The following is a 21,829-nucleotide window of genomic DNA, read 5'->3' on the forward strand; positions in this document are numbered from 1 at the left end:
AGGTTGGTGAGGACGGTGGCCGCGGGACTTGTCTGGGCGCGATGACTGACGCGAGACGGGTGAGGGTGGATCACGGTGGGGCGGGTGGAGCTTCACGTTGGCGGGGTGTGAGTGGTGGTGGGGGCTGGGTGGGTGCCGGTGTGGTTGACGATGAAGGTGAAGCCGTGGGGGCTGGTCCATTCGATGGCTCCGTCGGGCAGGCGTCGGTTGCGCCAGGCGCCGAAGGTTTTGGCGCGGTGGTGGAGTCGGGTGAGGGGTATGAGGTTGTTTGTGCTGGTTTGGCCCGGTTGGTCGGGTGGGCCGGTGGGGTTGGGTGGGCCGGTGCGGTCGTAGGGGGTGATGCGGTCGTAGGGGGTGGTGCGGTCGTTCGGGGTGGTGTGGTTGTAGGGGGTGATGTGGTCTTGGTCCATGCGTTCGGTTGCTTCGGCGGCGCTGTACGGGAACGTGTCGACGGGGTGTCGGAGGCGGACGCGTTCGCGGATGCGGTCGGGGATTTCGTAGGCGTGGACGCTGACCTGGTCGTGCAGGTCGATGACGGGCTTGATGGTGATGTGGTCGTGGCCGAGGAGTTCGGTGAGTTGGGAGGCGAGGAGGGGGCCGAGTTCTTCGACGCGCAGCACGCCGGTGCCGGTGGCGAGGGTGCGGTCGGTGAGGTGGACGTACAGGGTGTGGCGGGTCTGTCGGGTCTGTCGGCCGGTGCTGGTCGGGCCGAGGCCGGTGCGGTAGGCCTCCTGCTTGATCGCGGCCAGCCGCGCAGGCAGTTCGGCGGCAAGCATCCGCCGCGTGAACACGTCAACCTCAGCAGCGTTCGCAGCCGGCGGGTCCGCCCTGGCAGAGTCCTGCGTGGCAGAGTCCTCTGACGGCGCCCATTCGCCCTCGCCTGCCCACGCTCCGGCGTCGTCCAGTCCGTCGTCCAGCCGGTCGTCGTGGGCGGGTTCCGTGGCCTCGTCAGCCGCTCCGCCGGCGGCGCATCGTCCGTCCTGGGCACTGTCGCGTACGACCCTTCGGCCGGAGTCTGGCTCGACGCGCGACGGGGAGGACGGCTCCGTCTGGGACGGGCCATCATCCGAGTCCCCCGCCGGCTCCGGCCCAGGGCGGTCCGACGCCGCGTGGTCCGGTGCGGCGTGGTCGGGTGCGGCGTGGTCGGGCTCGGTGCCGGCTGGCTCGACGCGCTCTGAGGCGGAGTCGGCTGGCACGGGGCGTACCGGTACTGGGCGTACAGGTGCGGGTCGGGCGGGCGTCGGACCAGCAGGAGCGGGGCCGGCGGGAGCGGGTGTGGGGGTGGACCGGGCAGTTTGGGCGAGGTGGCGGGCTACTGCTAGGAGTTGGTGGGCTGCGGCGGGGTCGGCTATCCAGCCGATGGCTTTGGCTCGGAGTTCGTTGAGGGAGTCGGTGTCGCCGAGGGTTTTGAGGGCGCGGGCGAGGTCGTCGATGGTGGCGTCGAAGCGGATCACGTCGCCGGCGGCGGCACGGACCCAGAAACGCTTCGTGCCGTGGTCGTCGGACGGGGCGACGAACACGCCGCGTTCGCGGGCGGTCGCCTCTGCCTGGGCCCTGGCCTGCTCGGGATCGGCGTCCCACACGGCCGCGGCAATGATCTTCCCCAGGGCACCTGGAGTGACCGTGTTCACGATCCGGGCCACGCGCCGGTCCACGATCGCGGCCGCTTCCAGCGACAACGCCAGGCAGGCGTGCGCGACCTTACGGGCACGCCAGGCGACCGCATCACCGGCCAGCACCTTCGCCCAGATCCGCGGCAGCCGGTGCCGCAACGCCAGGGCCTCACCGATCAGGGCGGCAGCCGCGCCGCTCGACATGCTCAGCACCGCACCGAACTCGATCGGGGCGAACTCCGCAACCCCAGGACAACCGTCACCGCCGTATACCTGAAGCCGCTCATACCCCGGCAATGATTCATAGCCGGGCACGACGGCATGACGGTCCGCGAACGTCAGAGCGGACTCCAGAATGCGCACGGCGGCACGGTCCTGGATCTGGGCGAACTCCGACGCCGCGGACAGTAGCTCCGCGGTCGCGAGGTCCCTCAGATCACCTTCGAACATGTGTTTGATTCTACGCCGTGATCATCCCGTTACCAAATCGGCGATCAGGTCTAAAGCCGGCCGGCGGACCGGCTTTCGAGGGCTGGAGATCAGTGGAGTACGCGGTAGTTGGCGAGGAGGTGCCCGGCGGGGGTCTTTGTGGCGTGGATTGTCTCAAGGCGGATCGGGCCGAGGGTGGTGAGGAGTTGCTGGCCGGTGCCGACGACGGTGGGGACGATGACCAGGTGGAGTTCGTCGACCAGGCCGGCGGTCAGGAGGGCGCGGGTGACCGAGATGCTGCCGTGGATGCCGATGTCGCCACCGGACTGGGCTTTCAGGTCGCGAACGAACGCGGTCAGGTCGCCCGTGATCGCCTGCGAGTTGGCCCACGTGTCGTCGAGCGGTGTCGACGTGGCGACGTACTTCGGGGCCGCGTTCACGAACGATGCGAACGGCTCGACGTCGCTCGTCGGCCAGTAGCCGGACCACTCGTCGTACGTCCGCCGACCGAGGATCACGGTGTCCTGCGTCGCGATCAGGTCCGATCCGGCGGCGTCGGTTTCGTCGTCCCATCCGGTCAGGAACTGGTCCGCCTTCTCGGCGACACCGTCAAGGGACAGAAAGTAGGCCGCGACGACCTTGCGCTGGTTTGTCATACGCCAGCGTCGGACGAACCCCCCAGAAATCGACAGGCGGTGGCAGACAAAGTGTCCGCCACCGCCCAAAAGCCGATCCCAAGCTGATCAGAAGTTGATCATGTGGCCTTCGAGGCCGTGGAAGGCCTCCTGGAGGGCCTCGCTCAGCGTCGGGTGCGCGTGCACGTTGCGGGCCAGTTCCTTGGTGGTCAGGTCCCACTTCTGGGCCAGGGTCAGCTCCGGGAGCAGTTCGGTGACCTCGGGGCCGATCAGGTGCGCGCCGAGCAGTTCGCCGTACTTGGCGGAGCTGATCACCTTGACGAAGCCGGTCGGGTCGCCGAGGCCGTGTGCCTTGCCGTTCGCGGTGAACGGGAACTTGGCTACCTTGACCTCGTGGCCCAGCTTGCGGGCCTCCTCCTCGGTGTACCCGAAGCTGGCGATCTGCGGCTGGCAGAACGTCGCCCGCGGGATCATCGCGTAGTCGAGCTCCATCGTCTCGTGGCCCGCGATCGTCTCGGCCGCGATCACGCCCATCGCCTCGGCCGCGTGCGCGAGCATCAGCTTCGCGGTCACGTCGCCGATCGCGAAGATGTTCGGCACGTTGGTCCGGCAGAAGCCGTCGATGCCGATCGCGCCACGCTCGGTCAGCGCGACACCGATCTTGTCCAGGCCGTAGCCGTCGACGCGCGGCTGGAAGCCGATCGCCTGCATGACCTTGTCGGCCTCGATCGTCTGCTGGACGCCGTCCTTGCCGGTCACGGTGACCTTCACCGAGGCGCCGGAGTCGTCGATCGAGTCGACGCGCGTGGAGGTCAGCACGTCGACGCCGAGCTTCTTGTACGCCTTGGCGAGCTCCTTGGAGACCTCGGGGTCCTCCAGCGGGACCATCCGGTCCAGGAACTCGACGATCGTCACCTTGACGCCGTAGTTGGCCAGGACGTACGCGAACTCGACGCCGATCGCGCCGGCGCCGGCGATCACGATCGAGCCCGGCAGCTCCTCGGTGAGGATCTGCTCCTCGTACGTCACCACGCGCTCGCTCAGCTGGGTGCCCGGCAGCAGCTTGGTGGTCGCGCCGGTCGCCACGATGCAGGAGCCGAAGGTGACGGTCTCGGACGACCCGTCGTTCAGCGTGACGTCGAGGGTGTTCGCGTCGGTGAACGAGCCCCAGCCGTCGAGCTCGGTGATGTTGTTCTTCTTCATCAGGAAGTGAACGCCCTTGACCCGGCCGTCGGCGACCTTGCGGCTGCGCTGGACCGCGGTCGGGAAGTCGAAGGTGACCTCACCGCTGATGCCGAAGGTCTTCGCCTCCTTGCGGAAGATGTGCGACAGCTCGGCGTTCCGCAGCAGCGCCTTGGACGGGATACAGCCCACGTTCAGGCAGACACCGCCCCAGTACTTCTTCTCGATGATGGCGGTCTTGAGCCCGAGCTGGGCGGCGCGGATCGCCGCGACGTACCCACCCGGGCCTGCGCCGAGGACAACAACGTCAAAGTGCGAGGCCATGCAGTGAATGCTAGCCGGGGTTCCGTAAGGACCGTACGCCGCCTACGCTGGGCACGCGCGTGAGGCGCCGCGGGACAGATGCGCATGGGGGACGGATGGATCTGGGGAGACGCCGGGGGCTGCGATTCGCCGCACTCGGCACGTTGCTGGCGGTCGTCGCGCTGCCCGCGTACGCCGACGATCCCTCCCCCGCGACGTCCCAGCCGCCGCCCGCGTCGGTCACCGACGTGAACCGCTCGCTCGAGCAGCTCCAGGCCGAGGCCGCAGCCGTCCAGGCCGACTTCGCGAAGGCGACGATCGCGTACACGAACGCTCTCAAGCAGGCGCAGGCCGCCGAGGCCGCCGCCAAGAAGGCGGAGTCCACGGCCAGTACGTCGCGGGGCCGCGCCGACGAGCAGCGCCGGCGCCTCGGGGTGATCACCGCCCAGGCGTACCAGCTCGGCATCCCGACCGTGATGGGCACCGAGTCGATCCTCTGGTCGCTCGCCCCGGTCGCCGAGAACCTCCAGGAGATCGCCGACCGGCAGACCGCGATCACCCAGCTCGGCAACACCCAGGTCGCGCAGTACAAGGCCGCGATGAATGCCGAGTCCGAGTCGAACCGGCTGAAGTCCGAAGCGGCCGGCAAGCGCGCCGCAGCGAACGAGGCCGCCGCCAAGGCGCAGGAGCTCAGCAAGCAGGTCCAGCAGAAGGCCTCCGACGCGGCGGCCGCGGCGGCGGACCAGACGGCTGACCTCGATGTGGCGTCCGGAGTCTCGAAGGAGCTCCAGACCATCCGTGACGCGCAGGCGCTCGCCCGCTGGCAGACGTACCTCGCCGAGCTCACGACCACGAAGATCACTCCCCCGGCCGCTGCCCTGCTCAAGAACCCTAGCAAGCTTCCTGCCGGTCTCGCGCCGCTGACCCGCCGCGGTGCCGCCGTCCCCGGCGTCGCGTCCGCCACGACCGCCGGCCGCACCGTCAAGGTGATGTCTGCGGAGACCATCCGGGCGGTCAACCAGGCCTTCAGCCTGGTCGGCAAGCCGTACGGTGTCGCTGCAACCGGCCCGGACAAGTACGGATGCCTCGGCGCGGCCCGCGTCGCGTGGCAGCCGTACACCACCCTCCCGAACCTGGTCGGCAAGGTCTACCCGGACTACCAGGCCGTCCCGACCGCGCAGATCCAGCCCGGCGACCTGCTCGTGATGGGCAGCAAGTCCCTCGGCCTGGTCCACATCGGCGTCGCGCTCGACAACGGCGAGATGATCGCCGCCGACGAGGCCAAGGGCGCGGTCGTCGTCACCACGGTCCCCGACAACCTGTACGCGGCCCTGCGCCCGACGCTCGGCGCCCCGGCCAAGCCGCAGATCGCGCCTGTGGCGACGAGTGACGCGTACGCGTTCCGCTGCGGCAACACCGCCACCTCGTACGACGTCGGCTCGAACTCCTGGACCTGGCCGCTGCCGGACGGCACGTACGAGATCGGCACGCCGTTCGGTCAGGCCGGCGCCATGTGGTCAACCGGCTCGCACACCGGCCAGGACTTCCCCGCCAAGGTCGGCACACCGGTGCGCGCCGTCACGTCCGGTGCCGTACGGATCGAGCACCCGGCCTGGGCCGGCAACCTGGTCCGGATCGACCACGGGAACGGCCTGGAGACGCTCTACGCGCACCTGAGCCGCATCGACGTGGTCGACGGTCAGCAGGTCAAGGCGGGTCAGCAGATCGGTGCCGTCGGTACGGAGGGCAACTCCACCGGTCCGCACCTGCACTTCGAGGTGCGCCTGGGCGGCGAGCCGGTGAACCCGATGCCCTTCCTCGCGACCGGGTCAGCCAGCACCGGCTGGGGCGGCTACAGCAACGGCATGATCCCCGCGAACAAGCTCTGCCCGATCGCCTCCGGCCACATGCTCCGCTGCGACGCCGCAGCCGCGTACGGGAAGCTCGCGACGGCCTACCGCGCTCAGTTCGGCAAGACCCTGTGCATCACCGACTCGTACCGCTCCTACACGTCTCAGGTCAGCCTGTACCAGCGCAAGCCGTCCCTGGCAGCCCTCCCTGGTACGTCGAACCACGGCTGGGGCGTAGCCGTCGACCTCTGCGGCGGCATCGACCGCTACAACACCGCGCAGTACCAGTGGATGAAGGCGCACGCCCCTTCGTACGGCTGGATGCACCCCGCCTGGGCGGAACAGGGCAGCAACCGCGAAGAGCCCTGGCACTGGGAGTTCGGCAATCCGGCCAGCGCCTGACCGGTCTGGGTAGTCTGGGGGCGTGGCCGAGAAACAGAGTCCCGACCGCACGGATGACAACATCACGCTCGATGCTGCGGACGACCGCTGGGAGTGGCGGCGGCGGATCCGGGAGAACCCCCGGAAGCTGCTCTTCTACCGGATCGGCGTGGGCGTGCTCGGTGGGCTGCTCATCATCGCCGCACCGCTCACCGGCTGGCTGCCGGGGCCGGGCGGGATCCCGCTGTTCATCGCGGGCCTGGCCGTGCTGGCCAGCGAGTTCGAGTGGGCCCAGCGACTGCTGTACCGGGTCAAGGAGTGGGTGAAGGCACTCACTGCCTGGACCGGCAAGCAGCCCGCCTGGCTGAAGGCCCTCGGGACCCTCGCACTGTTCCTGTGCGTGCTCGTCGGCATCTGGCTCTACTTCGCCCTGCTCGGCGTACCGGGCTGGCTGCCCGACGGGTGGGAGTCATTCCTGCACAGACTGCCCCTCCTTGACTGAGTACGGCGGCAGCTCGATCAGCTCGCTCATGTTCTGCGCCAGCTTCAGCATCTGCTTCAGGAAGAACGGCCGGTCGAGGATCTTGTTCCGCGCCGTGATCCCGAACCGGGTCGCCGGCGCCATGAACGTGCCTGCGCGGGCCCCGTCCTGGGTGGTCGACGTCGACTTGCGCAACCGTGCCTCGTACCGGTCGAACGCGGTGCGCAGGTCCGGCGTCTGGGACAGCTCCCCCGCCAGTACGTAGGCGCCGACAACCGCTGTACCGGTGCCTAGCGCACCGAACGTCGCGCCGTACCCCGCGTCGCCCAGCAGCACGATCCGGTTGGTGGACCAGCGATCCACGTGCACCCGGCTGATCGAGTCGAAGTACAACTCGGTTGCCGCCGGCAACCCGTCGAGCAGCTCCGGCACCCACCACCCCAGGCCGTCGAAGTGCTGCCGGATGATCTCCTTCTGCTGAGCGAGGTCCCGCCGGTTGTACTCGAGCACCGGCGCCTTGAACACGAACAGCGTCTGGGCCAGCTTCGGGTCTCGCGTGTCCGGTGCAACGCTCGCGACCTTGCCCGGCACGTTGTACAACAACGAGTCCTCCGAGATGCCCCGCGTGTTGGGGACCTCCCAGCCGGCGACGTAGTAGTTGAGGTGCTTCTCCCGCACCTGCTCCTTCGGCCAGGCCAGCCGCCGGACAACCGAATGCATCCCGTCCGCACCGATCACGAGGTCGTACGTCTCCTCGATGCCGCTCTCGAACCGTACGTCCACCCCGTCGGCGTGCTCGTGCAGCGCAGCGATCGAGTCACCGAACCGGTACGTCGCCTGCGCGCAGCTGTGCTCGTACAGCACCCGGGACAGATCGGCCCGCAGCACCTCCAGCTCGCCGCCCGAGAACTCGGCCGGCAGCCGCATCAGCTTGCGCCCCGACGCGTCGACGAACCGCATCGCGCTGCCGCCGGTCTGCCGCGAGCGCAGTTCCTCCAGCACGCCCATCCGCTCGAGGACCGTGGTGAACACCTCCCCACGGAAGTCCACGGCGTACCCGCCCTGCCGCAACGCCGGTGCGATCTCGACCACCGTCACGTCGTGCCCCGCCCGTCCGAGCCAGAGCGCCACCGACGGCCCCGCCACGCTCGCACCCGAAACCAGAACCTTCATTTTCAGCTCCTTCGAAGTAACTGTGTCTGCCGGACACAGTAATGTGTATGGTAGACACAGTGCAAGAGATTTCGAAAAGGATCGAAGGATGACCGAACTCCTCTGGAGCAACCAGCCGGCCCCGAGCCGCGGACCCAAACCCGCGATCACGCTGGCCGCCATCGCGCAGGCCGCGATCTCGATCGCGGACGCCGAGGGCCTCGACGCGGTCTCCATGCAGCGCGTGGCCGGCGAGCTGCCGGTCACCAAGATGGCCCTCTACCGGTACGTCCCCGGCAAGAGCGAGCTGGTCGCGGTGATGAGCGACCTGGCGATGGGCGGTCCGCCGGAGCGTCCCGACGGGCCGTGGCGCGACGTACTGCACACCTGGGCCATCGATCTGTACGAGGGCTTCCTGCGCCACCCGTGGCTGGTCCTGTCGACGATCGGCCGGCGCCTGCTCGGCCCGAACGAGCTCGCCTGGATCGAGCGCGGCATCGGCTCCTTGGCCGGCACCGGGCTGAGCGGTGGCGAGCAAATGGACTCGATGCTGGTGATCACCAGCCACGTACGGAACATCGTGCAGCAGTCCACGACCTACCCGGGCCTCAGCACCGGCCTCACCGAGGAGGACATGCAGCAGTCGCTCGCGGAGATCCTCAGCACCGAGGCGGCCCGCTTCCCGCACCTGGTGGCCGCGATGAGCACGACGGCGGGCAGCGAGAACCAGGGCCTGGAGTACGGCCTGCAACGGATCCTGGACGGGCTGGAACTGCTGATCAATGACCGGAGGGCGTCAGCCTCGGGTCGTTGAAACGTTGTCGGTAGATCGACGCAGACAGCCCGTAGTGCGATTTGAATCGGCGGGCGAAGTAGTTCTGGTCGGGCCAACCGACCGACTCGCCGATCCGGTTGATCGGCAGGTCGGTGTGCAGCAGCCGGTCGGCCGCGAGCTCGACGCGATGCCGTGACAGGTACGCCATCGGCGGCAGGCCGGTGACCGACTTGAACAGCCGGACCAGGTAGCCCGGCGCGAGATGCAGCTCGCCGGCCAGATCGGTCAACGTCCAGTGCCGGGCCGGGTCGGCCTCCATCATCCGCATCGCGTCGACGACCGCCGGATGCGTGTACTCGCGGCGCTGATCTCGGTCCGCCACGGTCCGCGCGACACAGCTCAGGTAGAGCGACAGCCAGCCGATCACCTCTCCGCGATGGCGGCTCAACGGCTGGTTGCGCAGCTGGCGCAGTCCGTCGAGGTGCCCGATCGCCTCCTGAAGGGTCGCCGGATCAAGATGCGTTGCGAGCATCCCGCGGCGGTCAGCGGAGAACGGTCCAGTCCACAACAGGTAACCCAGTAACGGATCCTCGCGCGCCCACGCGAGTTCGCGGCGCACCAGGTCGGCGGCGAAGCAGCAGTTGTAGACCTCCAGTGCGTCGCACTCGAGATACTCGTGCCAGACGCCCGGACGGAGCAGGATCGCGTCGCCCGCGCCGATCCGCTGACGTCCCGCGAGGCTGTGGTGGACGCCTTCACCGCCGGTGACGAGCGCCAGCTCGAAGAAGCTGTGCGTGTGCAGCGGATGCGCCTTCTCGTGCACGTGCGTACCCGCGTGCACCACCGTTCCCTCGATGAAGTGCAGGACCGTTCCACGGGTCGTCACCGGCTCGTCGACCATGCTTCACGATACGAGCCGAGGTGCAGATCGTGCTAGGGCGAGTGCACATCGGGCTAGCTGCCGGCGACGCCCGGTCGCAGGATCGGAGCAACCAATGAATCGTTTCACTCGGTTGGAGTCTCATGTCGGAACTCGCCGCACCCACATCTCTCCGCTTCGAGCACCGGACCGCACCCGTTCTGGGTGGTGGTACCGCGAGCCCCCGGATCTCCTGGCAGGTCCCGGCCGCGGACGCCGGCTACGCGCAGACGGCGTACGAGATCGAGATCGCCCGCGACACCACCCAGAGCTACACCGTCGAGTCCCCTGAACAGGTCCTGGTCCCGTGGCCGGGTGACGCGCTCACCTCCCGTGAGTCCGCGCAGGTGCGCGTCCGCGTCCGTGGCGCCGAGGACTGGAGCGCGTGGAGTGAGCCTGCTGTCATCGAGGCCGGCCTGCTCGCGCCGGACGACTGGACCGCTCGCTTCGTCAGCCCGCGGGACAACCCGCACGGCTCCCCCGCTCCCCTGGTCGCCGGTACGGCCGATCTCCCGGACGGGATCGTGAAGGCACGCCTGTACGCCACTGCGCACGGCATCTACCTTCCGGAGCTCAACGGACAACGCGTCGGTACGGAGGAGCTCGCGCCCGGCTGGACGTCGTACCAGTACCGGCTGCGCTACCAGACGTACGACGTGACCGAGCTTGTTCGCGCGGGTGAGAACAAGCTGGAGTTCCTGCTCGGCAACGCTTGGTTCCGCGGCCGGATCGGCTTCCGCGACCAGAGCCAGGTGTACGGCAGCCGGCTCGCCGTCCTCGCTCAGCTCGAGGTGACCACCGAGGACGGTCAGGTCCACACGTTCGGCAGCGACGACAGCTGGACGTCCCGGGAGAGCAACGTACTCGCCGACGACCTGTACGACGGCCAGAGCACCGACCTGCGCAAGCAGCCCGGCGAAGCCGCGCCCGTGGATGTCCTCGACGCCGACCTCTCGCTGCTCGTCGCGCCGGACGGCCCGCCGGTACGCATCACCGACGTCCTGCCCGCACTGGAGATCAGCACGTCGCCGTCCGGCAAGACCCTGATCGACTTCGGCCAGAACCTGGTCGGTCGCGTCCGCCTCAAGGTCCGCGGCCAGAACGCCGGCGACGAGATCGTGCTGCGGCACGCCGAGGTCCTGGAGAACGGCGAGCTCGGCGTCCGCCCGCTCCGGACCGCCAAGGCCACCGACACCTACATCCTGGCCGGCCCGGACGAGGTCACTCTCGACTCGCCGCTGACCTTCCACGGATTCCGGTACGCCGAGGTGAACGGCGTCACCGAGCTGCGCAAGGAGGACCTCGAGGCGGTCGTGATCGGCAGCGACCTGCAGCGCACCGGCTGGTTCGAGTCCTCGCACGAGCTGCTGAACCAGTTCCACCAGAACGTCGTGTGGGGCATGCGCGGCAACTTCGTCGACGTACCGACCGACTGTCCGCAGCGCGACGAGCGGCTGGGCTGGACCGGCGACATCCAGGTCTTCTCCCCCAGCGCGAACTTCCTGTTCGACGCGAGCGGGTTCCTCACCAACTGGCTCGCCGACCTGGCCGCCGAGCAGAAGAAGGACGGATCGGTCCCGTTCGTGATCCCGGACGTGCTCCGCAACGAGGCGCCGGCCACCGCGGCTTGGGGTGACGCGGCAACGATCGTGCCGTGGGTGATCTACGAGCGCACCGGCGACGCAGGACTTCTCGCGCGGCAACTTCCGAGCATGCGGGCCTGGGTCGACAAGATGGCCGACCTGGCCGGCAGCGACCTGCTCTGGTCCGGCGGGTTCCAGTTCGGTGACTGGCTCGACCCGACCGCGCCGCCGGAGAACGCCGCACTGGCGAAGGCCGACGCGGACGTGATCGCCACGGCGCACCTCGCACGCTCGGCCGAGGTGGTCGCCAAGGCCGCCGAGGTCGTCGGTCAGGACGACCTCGCCCGCGAGTACGCCGATCTTGCTGCTCGCGTACGGCAGGCGTTCGCGGCCGAGTACACGACCGGCGGTGGTCGGGTACTGAGCGACGCACCGACGGTCTACGCACTGGCCCTGCAGTGGGCGCTGCTGCCGACCGATGCCCAGCGGCAGCGTGCCGGCGAGCGGCTCGCCGATCTGGTCCGGACCGCAGGCTTCCGGATCAGTACCGGATTCGTCGGAACGCCTTTGATGACCGACGCTCTGGCCGATACCGGACATCCTGACCTGGCCTACCGTCTCCTGCTACAGACAGGCTGCCCGTCTTGGCTGTACGCAGTGACGATGGGAGCGACGACGGTCTGGGAGCGCTACGACAGCATGCTGCCCGACGGCAGCATCAATCCCGGCGAGATGACATCGTTCAACCACTACGCACTGGGTGCCGTCGCCGACTGGCTGCACCGTCGGGTCGCCGGCCTTGCGGCGGCGGAGCCGGGCTACAAGAGCATCGACGTACGGCCGCTGCTCACCGACCAGCTCACGAACGCTTCCGCCAGGCATCTCACCCCGTACGGCGAGGCGTCAGTCGCCTGGACCCGCGCCGACGGTCAGGTGAAGCTGACCGTCACGGTCCCGGTCGGTTCCCGCGCCACGGTCGACGTACCCGGTGCGGAGACCGTAGAGGTCGGCCACGGTACGCACGAGTGGACAGCAACCGACCCGTACGCCGAATCACCCGAACTGCCGGCCGACGCGTCCATACGGCAACTGCTCGACGACCTGCCGACCTGGTCGGCACTGGCCACCGCGGCCACCGACGCCGGTTTCGCGGCCGACGACGCCGAACTCGCAGGACGTTTCAAGGCCTACCTGAACCAGTCGGCCACCGGACTCGTCGAGGCACTCGGTTCGCGGGACACCACCCCGGACCCCGAGGCCGTGAAGGCCGCCCTCGCCGCCGTTCTCCACCACTAGCCCTACTCACCCGACCGCCCCGCTGCCGTTGCAGAACATCCCTTGGAGGTCATGATGAGGTTCCGCCCAGGAGCCAGCGGGCTCGCACTGCTGGCCGTCTGTTCTCTCACCCTCGCCGCGTGCAGCGCGGGCAGTCTCGGTTCCAGCGACGACTCCGGCGGTGCGAGCTCGGTCGAACTCACGTACCTGACCACGAACCAGGACCAGGACGTGAAGGAGGCCGAGCAGCTCGCGAAGGATTTCCACGCGAAGAACCCGAACATCACCGTCAAGGTGGACACCCGCCCGGGTGGCACCGAAGGCGACAACATCATCAAGACCCGGCTGTCGACCGGTGACATGCCGGAGGTCTTCAACTACAACACCGGCTCGCTGTTCCAGGCGATCGCGCCGCAGAAGAACCTGGTGTCGATCAACGACGAGCCGTACGTCAAGGACCTGGACGACAACTTCAAGAAGACCGTGACCGCCGACAACCAGGTGTACGGCGCGCCGGTCGGCGGCTTCCAGGGCGGTGCGGTGCTCTACAGCATCCCCGTCTATCAGAAGCTCGGGCTGCAGGTCCCGAAGACCTGGGCCGAGTTCATGGCGAACAACGCCAAGATCAAGGCGGCCGGCGGCGTCGCACCGGTGATCCAGACGTACGGCGAGACCTGGACGTCGCAGCTGTTCGTGCTCGGCGACTTCCACAACGTCTCCGCCGCGGAGCCGGACTTCGCCGACAAGTACACCAAGAACGAGGCGAAGTACGCGACGTCGGCGGCCGCGGTGAAGGGCTTCGAGCACACCGAAGCGGTGCACGACGCCGGGTACGAGAACAAGGACTTCGCGTCCGCGAAGCTGCCCGACGGCCTGAAGATGCTTGCCACCGGCAAGGGTGCGCATTACCCGATCCTGTCCGGGGTGGTGGCGAACATGGTCGCGACCTATCCCGACGCCGCCAAGACCGTCGGCCTGTTCGCGCTGCCTGGTGACGACGCGAGCACCAACGGCCTGACGCTGTGGACGCCGGGTGGGCTCTACATCCCGAAGACCACGACCGGCGACAAGCTGGACGCGGCCAAGAAGTTCCTCGCGTTCGTCGCCAGCCCGGACGGCTGCAAGTCGCAGAACACGGCCGGTGCGCCGACCGGTCCGTACGCGGTGAAGGGCTGCGAGCTCGGCGACGACGTACCGCAGGCGATCAAGGACATGCAGCCGTACCTCGACAAGTCCGGCTCGTCGAGCCTCGCGCTGGAGTTCCTGTCGCCGGTCAAGGGCCCGTCGCTGGAGCAGATCACGGTCGAGGTCGGCTCCGGGATCCGGAAGGCGAAGGACGGCGCGGCGCGCTACGACGAGGACGTGAAGAAGCAGGCCCAGCAGCTCGGCCTGGCAGGCTGGTGAGGTCGGTGGCGGTTTCGATCACTCAGGAACACACCACAGCCGTCGCCTCGACGACCGGCAGCAAGGTCTACCGGCCGTACTCGAACTGGTTCTACCTGCCGACCGCGATCATCTACGGCGTCCTCTTCCTGGTCCCGACGTTCGCCTCGCTGTACTTCAGCCTGACCCGCTGGAGCCTGTTCGAGTCGAAGTTCATCGGGCTGGACAACTTCAAGCTGTTCTTCCAGGAGCCGCAACTGGTCAAGGGGTTCACGAACACGCTGATCTACGCGGTCGTCACGTCGGGGTCGAAGGTGGTGCTCGGGCTGCTGCTCGCGGTCCTGCTGACGTCGCAGATCATTGCCCGCGGCTACCTTCGCTCGGTGGTGTTCTTCCCGGTACTGGTCTCCACGATCGGCGTCGGGCTGACCTTCACCGTCCTGATGAACCCCGACAAGGGCCTGATCAACAAGTCGCTCGCGCTGCTCGGGATCGCCGGTCCCGGGTGGCTGACCGATCCGAAGTGGGCGCTGCTGTCGGTGGCCGCGGTCGACGTCTGGAAGGGCGTCGGCCTCGCCACCCTGATCTACATCGCGGGCATCGTGTCGATCCCGCGGGAGTACATCGAGGCGGCCCGGGTGGACGGGGCCGGGTCGTGGCAGCAGTTCCGGCGGATCGTGCTGCCGCTGTCCCGGCCCGCCACCGTGACCGTCATCATCTTGTCGCTGATCGGCGGGCTGCGGTCCTTCGACCTGATCTGGGCGATGACCCGCGGCGGACCGGGGTTCACCTCGGACGTGATCGCGTCGGTGATCTACAAGCAGTACCAGGCCGGCTTCTACGGCTTGTCGACGGCGGGCAACGTGGTGCTGTTCGTCGTGGTCACCGCGATCGTCCTGCCGCTGTCGTGGTTCCTGAACCGCAAGGAGGTGGACCTGTGAGCACCGCCGAAATGGTCAGTCACCGGCCGGGGCGGAAGTGGCTGCTCAGCACGATCGCGATCGTCGTCTCGGTCGTGGTGTTCATCATCCCGTTCGCGTTCATCGTGCTGACCGCGGTCAAGGACCGGACACAGTCCGCGGACCTGAGCTTCGCCTGGCCGCACCAGTTCCGGTTCGTGCAGAACTTCATCGAGGTGGTCCAGGCCCGCGACTACATGCTGGTGATCGCCTTCATCAACAGCACGATCCTGACCGTCGTCAGCGTCACCGGCATGGTGGTGCTCGCGGCGATGGCCGGGTTCGTGCTGCAGCGGCGCCGGAGCCGGTGGAACCCGTTCATCAACTTCCTGGTGCTGGCCGGGCTGATCATCCCGCCGGCCGTGGTTCCGACGATCTGGGTGCTGCAGAAGTTCGGGCTGTTCCGGACCATGCCGGGACTGATCCTGATCGAGATCGCCTTCGGGCTGTCGTTCTGCATCCTGCTGTTCCGGGCGTTCGTCGCCACCATCCCCCGGGAGCTGGACGAGGCCGCGATCATCGACGGCGCCGGACCGCTGAAGCTGTTCTTCCGGGTGGTGTTCCCGCTGCTCAGATCGGTGATCGTGACAGTCGTCGTGGTGCAGTCGGTGAACGTGTTCAACGACTTCGTGAACCCGTTGTACTTCCTGCCCGGCGACAAGAACGCGACCGTCCAGCTGACGCTCTACAACTTCTCCAGTCAGTACACGACGCAGTACAACCTGCTGTTCATGGACATCCTGCTGATCACGATCCCGCCGCTGATCATGTTCTTGTTCTTCAACCGGCAGATCGTGGCCGGCATGACGTCCGGAGCGATCAAGGGCTGATCACTGAGGTTTGCGGACGATCAGCGCGGCCTGCCCGGCGTCCTTCTCGGCGGGCAGTGCCGCGCGCGTCAGCGTCGCCACCTCGACGAACCCGGCGTCCGCGAGCAGGCCCGCGACCTCCGGAACGTCGTACATGTAGACCTGCAGATCAACGGCATGCCCGTACGCCTGCGTGAGTGGCCGGCTGCCCGCGCCGACCTTGAACCCGTGCGCCAGAACCCCGCCCGGCCGCAGCACCCGGAACAGCTCCGCGAACGCCACCGGAAGCTCCTCGCGCGGCGTGTGAACGAGCGAGTACCACGCCAGGGCGCCGGCCAGCTCGCCGTCCTTCAGGTCCAGGCCGAGCAGCGACCCGACCTCGAACCGGAGCTCCGGGTACTCCCGGCGGGCGACCTCGACCATGCCCGGCGTCAGATCGACCCCGAAGACATCCAGCCCCTGACCGGCCAGGTACGCCGTGACGCGCCCCGTCCCGCAGCCGAGATCCCCGACCGGCCCGTCGCTGACCAGCGCCCGGAAGTAGTCCAGCCCACCGATCTCGAACGGATCGCTGTGGTGGTAATCCTTCAGGATCGCGTGGTAGTCGACGGCGGCGGTGTTGTAAGACCCCTGGATATCGTTCACCCGAGGAGCCTAGGCAGGCCCTCCGACAGTTTCTGGTAGTCCGCCAGTGAGTTGTACGCATGCGCGGAGAGCCGGATGAAGCGCCGCTCCTCGAACCCGGTGAACGTGATCTCCGCCTTCAGCTCCCGCGATACCCGCATTTTCAGCGCGTCGCCGCCGGACAGGTCGACCGACGACGGCAGCTCGACGAGTCGCATCGTCGCGGGCGGGTGCACGACCTCCGCGACACCGGTTCCGAGGGCCTTCGCGAGAACCTTCGCGCCCTCCTCGACGAGCGCGGTCAGCTGCGGGCGGCGGGTCGGCCAGTCCAGGTCGGACAGCACCTTCAGCGACTCCGGCGCGGCGATCCACGGCACGTAGTCGTACGTCCCCTGCATGTCGAAGCGTTCCGGCATCCGCTCGTCGTACTCCGACCAGGACACAATCAGCGGCATCGAGGCCGTACGCCACTGCTCGGCGACCACCAGGCCGGCCGTGGCTCGCGGTGCAGCCGGCCACTTGTGGAAGTTGCCGGTCCAGAAGTCGGCACCGCCGGCGGCCGGGGCGTCGATCAGCGCGGGGGCATGCGCGCCGTCCACAACGACCGGCACACCCAGCTCGTGGGCGGCCGTCACCAGCGCCTCGATCGGGAACACCTTGGCCGTACCGGACGTGATCTGGTCGACTATCAGCACCGACGCGTTGTCCAGCTGGTCCGCGATCAGCGCGACCACCGTCGCGTCGTCGGCCTCCAGCGGGATCGCCACGTTCACGACCTCGGCGCCGTGCTCCTTCGCGAAGCGCTCGGCGGCGTACCGGACGGCACCGTACGCGTGGTCGGTCAGCACGATGCGGCTGCCCGCGGGGATCGGCAGCGTCTGCAGCGCGACCGTGACACCGGCGCTCGCGTTCGGCACCAGCGCGAAGCCGTCCGGGTCGGTCTGCAGGAACGCGGCCAGCGCCAGCCGGCTGGCGGTCAGGCGGTCGGCGACCGTGCGGAACCAGACCATCGGGTTCGCGTCCATCTCGGTCCGCAGGCTCGCCATCACCTCCTGCGTCCGCCGCGGCACAGCGCCGTACGAGCCGTGGTTGAGGTGGAGGACGTCCGGATCGAGCGTCCAGAGGTCGGGGCGGGGTCTCAAAGTCACTGCGCCAACGGTACATACTTCAGGCGTGTACCAGTACCTCGACCACGACGGACCGATCGCGATGGCGCATCGGGGCGGCGCGAAGCACCCGGACAACATCGGGTACGAGAACTCGCTGCACGCCTTCCAGAACGCCGTCGACCTCGGCTACCGATACCTGGAGACCGACCTGCACGCGACCAGCGACGGCGTCGTGGTCGCGTTCCACGACGACCGGCTGGACCGCGTCACGGATCGCACCGGCGCGATCGCCGACCTGCCCTGGTCCGAGGTCAGCAAGGCGCGGATCAACGGCCACGAGCCGATCCCCCGGCTGGACGAGCTGCTCGAGCACTTCCCGGACGTCCGGTTCAATCTCGACATCAAGGCCGAGGGCGGACTCGAGCCGTCCGCGCAGGTCCTCCGGGCCGCGAACGCTGTCCAGCGGGTCTGCGTCTCCTCGTTCTCCCAGTCGCGGGTCGGGCGGATCCGCAAGCTGCTCGGCCCGGAGCTGTGCACCGGGTACGGCGAGTGGGAGGTCGCACTGATCAGGTTCCTGCCGTTCGCGCTCGGCTCGAAGGGCGCCTGCCTGCAGATCCCGGAGCGGTACGGCGCCTTCCAGCTACTCACGTCCGGACTGATCCGGCGCGCGCACTCGCGTGGCAAGCAGGTGCACGTCTGGACCGTCGACGACGCGGACGCGATCCGGCGGATGCTCGACGCGGGCGTCGACGGCATCATCACCGACCGCACCGACATCCTGCGCGACGTACTGATCGAGCGGGGTCAGTGGCGGGACTGAAGTGTTATCCGTTGGTACGCCGCGACGACCGGCCGAAATGACACACTTCCGCGCATGGGATTCCTCTCCGCTCCGGCGGCGGTCGACAAGCGCGAGTACTGGGGGTTCAGTCTCTACGACTGGGCGAACTCGGGCTATGTCACCACCACGGGCACCGTCCTCTTCGCGCCGTACCTGACGTCGGTCGCGGAGACCGCCGCCTGCGGGTACACCGGCACTACCGACAACCCGTGCCGGACGAACCTGGACGTGCTCGGCCTCGGCATCTCCCCGGGCTCGCTGGCGTTCTACGTCGTCACGGTCGCGACGCTGGTGTCGGCGCTGTTCCTGCCGGTGGTCGGCGCGATCGCGGACCGGCTGGAGAACAAGAAGCTGCTGATGTGCGGCTTCGCCTGGACCGGGGCGATCGCGGCGAGCTGCATGGTGTTCGTCGGCGGCGGGCGCTGGCAGCTCGGCGCGCTGCTGCTGCTCATCGGGAACCTCTGTCTGGGGTCCTCGCTGGTGGTGTACGACTCGATCCTGATCGACATCGCGCCGCCGGACGATCGCGACACGGTGTCGTCCCGCGCCTGGGCGTTCGGGTACGCCGGCGGGTTCCTCTTGCTGTTGGTCAACCTGGCGGTCGTCACCGCCCACGACGCCCTCGGGTTGACCCAGGGCACCGCCGTCAGACTCAGCCTGCTGAGCGCGGGGTTGTGGTGGGGGTTGTTCACGTTCTTCCCGTTCCTCAGGCTCCGGAACCGGCCGCCGCGCAACGTCGAGCAGGTCCGCAGCGGCAGCCTGGTGCGGCAGAGCTTCGGGCAGCTGTCGGCGACGCTCAAGCACATGCGCGCGTACCGGATGACGATGCTGTTCCTGATCGCGTACCTGTTCTTCAACGACGGCATCCAGACCGTCATCTCGGTCTCGTCGACGTACGGCGAGAAGCAGCTCGGCTTCGAGACACAGGTGCTGATCGCAACCATCCTGCTCGTGCAGCTGGTCGCGTTCTTCGGGGCGCTGGTCTTCGGCCGGGTCGCGCAGCGGTACGGTGCGCACCGGACGATCGCGGCCGGGCTGGTGGTGTGGATCCTGATCGTGATCGCCGCGCTGCTGCTGCCCGCGCACCAGATCGTCCCGTTCCTCGCGATGGGCGTCGCGATCGGGATCGTGCTCGGCGGTACGCAGGCGCTGTCGCGGTCCGCGTTCAGCCAGCTGATCCCGAAGGGCCGCGAGGCGGAGTACTTCTCGCTCTACCAGGCCGGCGAGCGCGGGACGTCCTGGCTCGGCACGCTGCTGTTCGGTCTGGTGCATCAGCTCACCGGCTCGTACCGGCCGGCGATCGTTGCCCTCGCGGTCTTCTTCGTGGTCGGCATCGCGCTCCTCCTCCGCGTGGACATGCGCCGCGGCATCGAGGAAGCCGGCAACGACCAGCCGAGCGTCGTCTAGCGCGGAAGAGTGGAGCTGACGAAGGCGCGGACGTCAGCGGTGGTCGGGCGGGTGCCGGTGCGGTCGGCGAAGAGCAGGTGCGCGGTCCCGATCAGGGTCAGGCCGAGAACGTCGACGTCGGCGTCCGCGGGGATCCGGCCGTAGGTCTGCTCGGCGGACAGGTAGTCCCGGAGCGCCTGGCCGGCCTCGGTGAGGATCGGTACGCCGACCGGGACGGCCTCGCGCAGTCGGGCCCGGAGGCCGTCGCGCGAGATCGTCAGGCTCACGATGGCGACCGCGACCGAGCCGAACAGGTCGGTCAGCATCGCGGTCAGATTCTCGACCACGCTCCCCTGCCCGGCCGCCTTCAGCAGCGCCTCGCTCTGGTCGTCGAGGCGCCGGATCCGATCCAGAACGAGCTCGGCGAGGAAGCCGTCGAAGTCCGTGAAGTGCTTGTGCAGCAACCCTTTCGCGCAGCCGGCCTCGGTGGTCACCGCACGACTGGTCAGCGCCTCCGGCCCCTCTCGCAGCAGCACCCGCTCAGCCGCGTCGAACAGCTGCTCGCGAGCATCACGCATCGCCACGCCGGTAGGCATCCACACCGTCCTTGACATAAGTGGGCAACCGCCCACTACGGTGGGCACATGCCCACTCTACCGCCACCCGGCTCCACCCCCGCCCAGCCCGCCGACGCAGCTCAGCCACATCAGCGGCGTGACATGGCCGAGTCGTTCGGGACCGATCCGGCCCTGTACGACCGGGCACGGCCTCGGTATCCGGATGCGTTGATCGAGGCGGTTGCGGATGCGGCGCCCGGCCCGGATCTGCTCGACGTCGGATGCGGGACCGGGATCGCCGCCCGGCAGTTCCAAGCGGCCGCCTGCCGCGTGCTCGGGGTCGAGGTGGACGAGCGGATGGCGGCCTACGCCCGAACCACCGGAGTCGACGTGGAGGTCGCACCATTCGAGTCGTGGGATTCGGCCGGGCGCACGTTCGACGCACTCGTCGCGGGGATGACCTGGCACTGGATCGACCCGGCCAAAGGCGCGGCCCAGGCAGCCGCGGTCCTGCGGCCCGGCGGAACGTTCGCGGTCTTCTGGTACGTCCTCACGCCTCCCGCCGACCTCGGCGCCGCATTCGCCGCCGTCCACCGCGACGTACTGCCCGACCACCCCGCCGCGTCGCGGGCCGCCGCTTCACCACTCGGCGCGTACGAGACCTTCCTCGACCGCACCGCCGACAGCCTCGGCCCCGCCTTCACCAACATCCAGCGCCCAACATTCCCCTGGTCCCGCGCCTACACCCGCGACGAATGGCTGGATCAACTCCGCACCAGCGGCCTCGCCAAGCCCCTGGCCGACGCCGGCAAACTCGACGCCGTCCTCGACGGCACCGCCACCGCGATCGACGCCGCGGGCGGAAGCTTCACCCTCGAGTCGACCGCGGTCGCCCTCCTCGCCACCCGCCGGTAGGCGGATCCCCAGGCCATCACAATGTGGCGCCTCGGCCCGCGCCAGGCTCACCCCGGCGGCCGCTCGGCGATTGTGATGGCTTGGGGGTTCGTCAGCGGGAGGAGGGGGTTGCGGTCGGGTTGCCGCGGAAGCCGCCGCCGAGGGCGCCTTGGCGGACGGTGTTGGCGGTGATGGTGCCGTTGGCGTTCTGGCCGGTGACGACGACCTGCTCGCCTGCCTTCAGGTCCGCGGCGGTGCCCTTTGCGGTGATGTCGTACGTCGTCGTGCCGGTCAGCTTGACCGTGACGTTGCCGGACTGGGTCTTCACGACCAGCTCGGAGCCGTTCGCCGACACCACGGTGCCGATCGTGCCGCCACCACCCTGGGCACCGCCCTGGCCTCCGCTCCGGCCGGGGTAGGTACCGGGTCCGTTCCCGCCGTTCTGGCCGCGGTAGCCCGCGAAGCCGCCGCGGCCGGCCTGCGGCTGGTTCGACGAGCTGTCCGACGCGAACGCCGCGTGCAGCCCGGCGCCGCCCGCGAGCCCCACCGCGAGGACGACGACCCCGGCCAGGATCGCGGTCGCCAGCGGCAGGTTCAGGGTCTTCTTCGGCTTCAGCGCCGCGTCGACCTCCTCGTCGGACCCGATCTGCGCGAAGTCGTCGGGCGTCTGGTTGCTCATCTCAAATTCC

The 21,829-nt window shown here is 68.7% G+C and carries 19 protein-coding genes; 10 read left to right on the forward strand and 9 right to left on the reverse strand.

Features of this window, described 5'->3' with window-relative positions:
- Window positions 1-92: 92 nt before the first annotated feature.
- From ACGFI6_RS24225 to lpdA, 3 genes are all read right to left on the reverse strand, one after another.
- The gene (locus ACGFI6_RS24225; protein WP_393122138.1) at window positions 93-2,063 is read right to left on the reverse strand and encodes a hypothetical protein; all 1,971 of its coding nucleotides are present in this window, start codon (window positions 2,061-2,063) and stop codon (window positions 93-95) included.
- A gap of 89 nt (window positions 2,064-2,152) precedes the next feature.
- Entirely contained in the window at window positions 2,153-2,698 is a 546-nt protein-coding gene (locus ACGFI6_RS24230; RefSeq protein WP_393122140.1) for a dihydrofolate reductase family protein, read from the reverse strand.
- A gap of 87 nt (window positions 2,699-2,785) precedes the next feature.
- A complete protein-coding gene (gene lpdA / locus ACGFI6_RS24235; RefSeq protein WP_393122142.1) occupies window positions 2,786-4,183 on the reverse strand; it encodes a dihydrolipoyl dehydrogenase in 1,398 nt (465 codons plus the stop codon).
- Window positions 4,184-4,278: 95 nt separating this feature from the next.
- On the opposite strand from lpdA, the gene ACGFI6_RS24240 reads away from it, so the two are divergent.
- Both ACGFI6_RS24240 and ACGFI6_RS24245 read left to right on the forward strand, forming a co-directional pair.
- The gene (locus ACGFI6_RS24240) at window positions 4,279-6,414 is read left to right on the forward strand and encodes a peptidoglycan DD-metalloendopeptidase family protein (RefSeq protein ID WP_393122144.1); all 2,136 of its coding nucleotides are present in this window, start codon (window positions 4,279-4,281) and stop codon (window positions 6,412-6,414) included.
- 22 nt (window positions 6,415-6,436) lie between these two features.
- On the forward strand, window positions 6,437-6,895 hold the full coding sequence (locus tag ACGFI6_RS24245) for a PGPGW domain-containing protein (protein ID WP_393122146.1): 459 nt from the start codon (window positions 6,437-6,439) through the stop codon (window positions 6,893-6,895).
- Here the strand turns inward: ACGFI6_RS24245 and ACGFI6_RS24250 are convergent.
- Window positions 6,863-8,047: an FAD-dependent monooxygenase gene (locus tag ACGFI6_RS24250; protein WP_393122147.1), complete on the reverse strand. Its 1,185-nt coding sequence runs from the start codon at window positions 8,045-8,047 to the stop codon at window positions 6,863-6,865. The genes ACGFI6_RS24245 and ACGFI6_RS24250 overlap by 33 nt on opposite strands.
- Before the next feature lie 88 nt (window positions 8,048-8,135).
- Here ACGFI6_RS24250 and ACGFI6_RS24255 point away from each other — a divergent pair, with 88 nt between their 5' ends.
- Complete coding sequence (locus ACGFI6_RS24255; RefSeq protein WP_393122149.1) at window positions 8,136-8,840, forward strand: TetR/AcrR family transcriptional regulator; 705 nt, start codon at window positions 8,136-8,138, stop codon at window positions 8,838-8,840.
- Here the strand turns inward: ACGFI6_RS24255 and ACGFI6_RS24260 are convergent.
- Window positions 8,806-9,702 (reverse strand): AraC family transcriptional regulator, encoded by an 897-nt coding sequence (locus ACGFI6_RS24260; protein ID WP_393122151.1) that lies wholly within the window; start codon window positions 9,700-9,702, stop codon window positions 8,806-8,808. The genes ACGFI6_RS24255 and ACGFI6_RS24260 overlap by 35 nt on opposite strands.
- A gap of 122 nt (window positions 9,703-9,824) precedes the next feature.
- Between ACGFI6_RS24260 and ACGFI6_RS24265 the strand changes: the two genes are divergently transcribed.
- The 4 genes from ACGFI6_RS24265 to ACGFI6_RS24280 are packed head-to-tail and all read left to right on the forward strand — an operon-like array spanning window position 9,825 to window position 15,750.
- Window positions 9,825-12,599, forward strand: coding sequence for a family 78 glycoside hydrolase catalytic domain (locus ACGFI6_RS24265; RefSeq protein WP_393122153.1), 2,775 nt, complete (start codon window positions 9,825-9,827; stop codon window positions 12,597-12,599).
- Between the two features lie 51 nt (window positions 12,600-12,650).
- Window positions 12,651-13,982 (forward strand): ABC transporter substrate-binding protein, encoded by a 1,332-nt coding sequence (locus ACGFI6_RS24270; protein ID WP_393122155.1) that lies wholly within the window; start codon window positions 12,651-12,653, stop codon window positions 13,980-13,982.
- 5 nt (window positions 13,983-13,987) lie between these two features.
- A complete protein-coding gene (locus tag ACGFI6_RS24275; protein WP_393122157.1) occupies window positions 13,988-14,902 on the forward strand; it encodes a carbohydrate ABC transporter permease in 915 nt (304 codons plus the stop codon).
- Window positions 14,899-15,750: a carbohydrate ABC transporter permease gene (locus ACGFI6_RS24280; RefSeq protein WP_393122159.1), complete on the forward strand. Its 852-nt coding sequence runs from the start codon at window positions 14,899-14,901 to the stop codon at window positions 15,748-15,750. Before ACGFI6_RS24275 ends, ACGFI6_RS24280 begins: the two co-directional genes overlap by 4 nt.
- On the opposite strand, the gene ACGFI6_RS24285 is transcribed toward ACGFI6_RS24280, so the two are convergent.
- Together ACGFI6_RS24285 and ACGFI6_RS24290 are read right to left on the reverse strand one after the other, a co-directional pair.
- Window positions 15,751-16,374 (reverse strand): class I SAM-dependent methyltransferase, encoded by a 624-nt coding sequence (locus ACGFI6_RS24285; RefSeq protein ID WP_393122160.1) that lies wholly within the window; start codon window positions 16,372-16,374, stop codon window positions 15,751-15,753.
- Window positions 16,371-17,501: an aminotransferase class V-fold PLP-dependent enzyme gene (locus ACGFI6_RS24290; RefSeq protein ID WP_393122162.1), complete on the reverse strand. Its 1,131-nt coding sequence runs from the start codon at window positions 17,499-17,501 to the stop codon at window positions 16,371-16,373. Before ACGFI6_RS24290 ends, ACGFI6_RS24285 begins: the two co-directional genes overlap by 4 nt.
- Before the next feature lie 25 nt (window positions 17,502-17,526).
- Between ACGFI6_RS24290 and ACGFI6_RS24295 the strand changes: the two genes are divergently transcribed.
- Together ACGFI6_RS24295 and ACGFI6_RS24300 are read left to right on the forward strand one after the other, a co-directional pair.
- Window positions 17,527-18,282 carry a glycerophosphodiester phosphodiesterase gene (locus tag ACGFI6_RS24295; RefSeq protein ID WP_393122164.1) on the forward strand — a complete coding sequence of 252 codons (756 nt, stop codon included), beginning with the start codon at window positions 17,527-17,529 and terminating at the stop codon, window positions 18,280-18,282.
- 54 nt (window positions 18,283-18,336) lie between these two features.
- Window positions 18,337-19,710 carry an MFS transporter gene (locus ACGFI6_RS24300; protein WP_393122166.1) on the forward strand — a complete coding sequence of 458 codons (1,374 nt, stop codon included), beginning with the start codon at window positions 18,337-18,339 and terminating at the stop codon, window positions 19,708-19,710.
- Here ACGFI6_RS24300 and ACGFI6_RS24305 read toward each other — a convergent pair.
- Window positions 19,707-20,285 (reverse strand): TetR/AcrR family transcriptional regulator, encoded by a 579-nt coding sequence (locus ACGFI6_RS24305; RefSeq protein ID WP_393122168.1) that lies wholly within the window; start codon window positions 20,283-20,285, stop codon window positions 19,707-19,709. The two genes, ACGFI6_RS24300 and ACGFI6_RS24305, sit on opposite strands and share 4 nt — an antisense overlap.
- A 48-nt stretch (window positions 20,286-20,333) precedes the next feature.
- Here ACGFI6_RS24305 and ACGFI6_RS24310 point away from each other — a divergent pair, with 48 nt between their 5' ends.
- Complete coding sequence (locus ACGFI6_RS24310; protein WP_393122169.1) at window positions 20,334-21,161, forward strand: class I SAM-dependent methyltransferase; 828 nt, start codon at window positions 20,334-20,336, stop codon at window positions 21,159-21,161.
- 91 nt (window positions 21,162-21,252) lie between these two features.
- On the opposite strand, the gene ACGFI6_RS24315 is transcribed toward ACGFI6_RS24310, so the two are convergent.
- Window positions 21,253-21,819, reverse strand: a complete 567-nt coding sequence (locus tag ACGFI6_RS24315) for a hypothetical protein (RefSeq protein ID WP_393122171.1) — start codon at window positions 21,817-21,819, stop codon at window positions 21,253-21,255.
- Window positions 21,820-21,829 lie beyond the last annotated feature (10 nt).

Origin of the sequence: Kribbella sp. NPDC048928 (assembly GCF_043197975.1) — a bacterium.
Taxonomy (GTDB): domain Bacteria; phylum Actinomycetota; class Actinomycetes; order Propionibacteriales; family Kribbellaceae; genus Kribbella.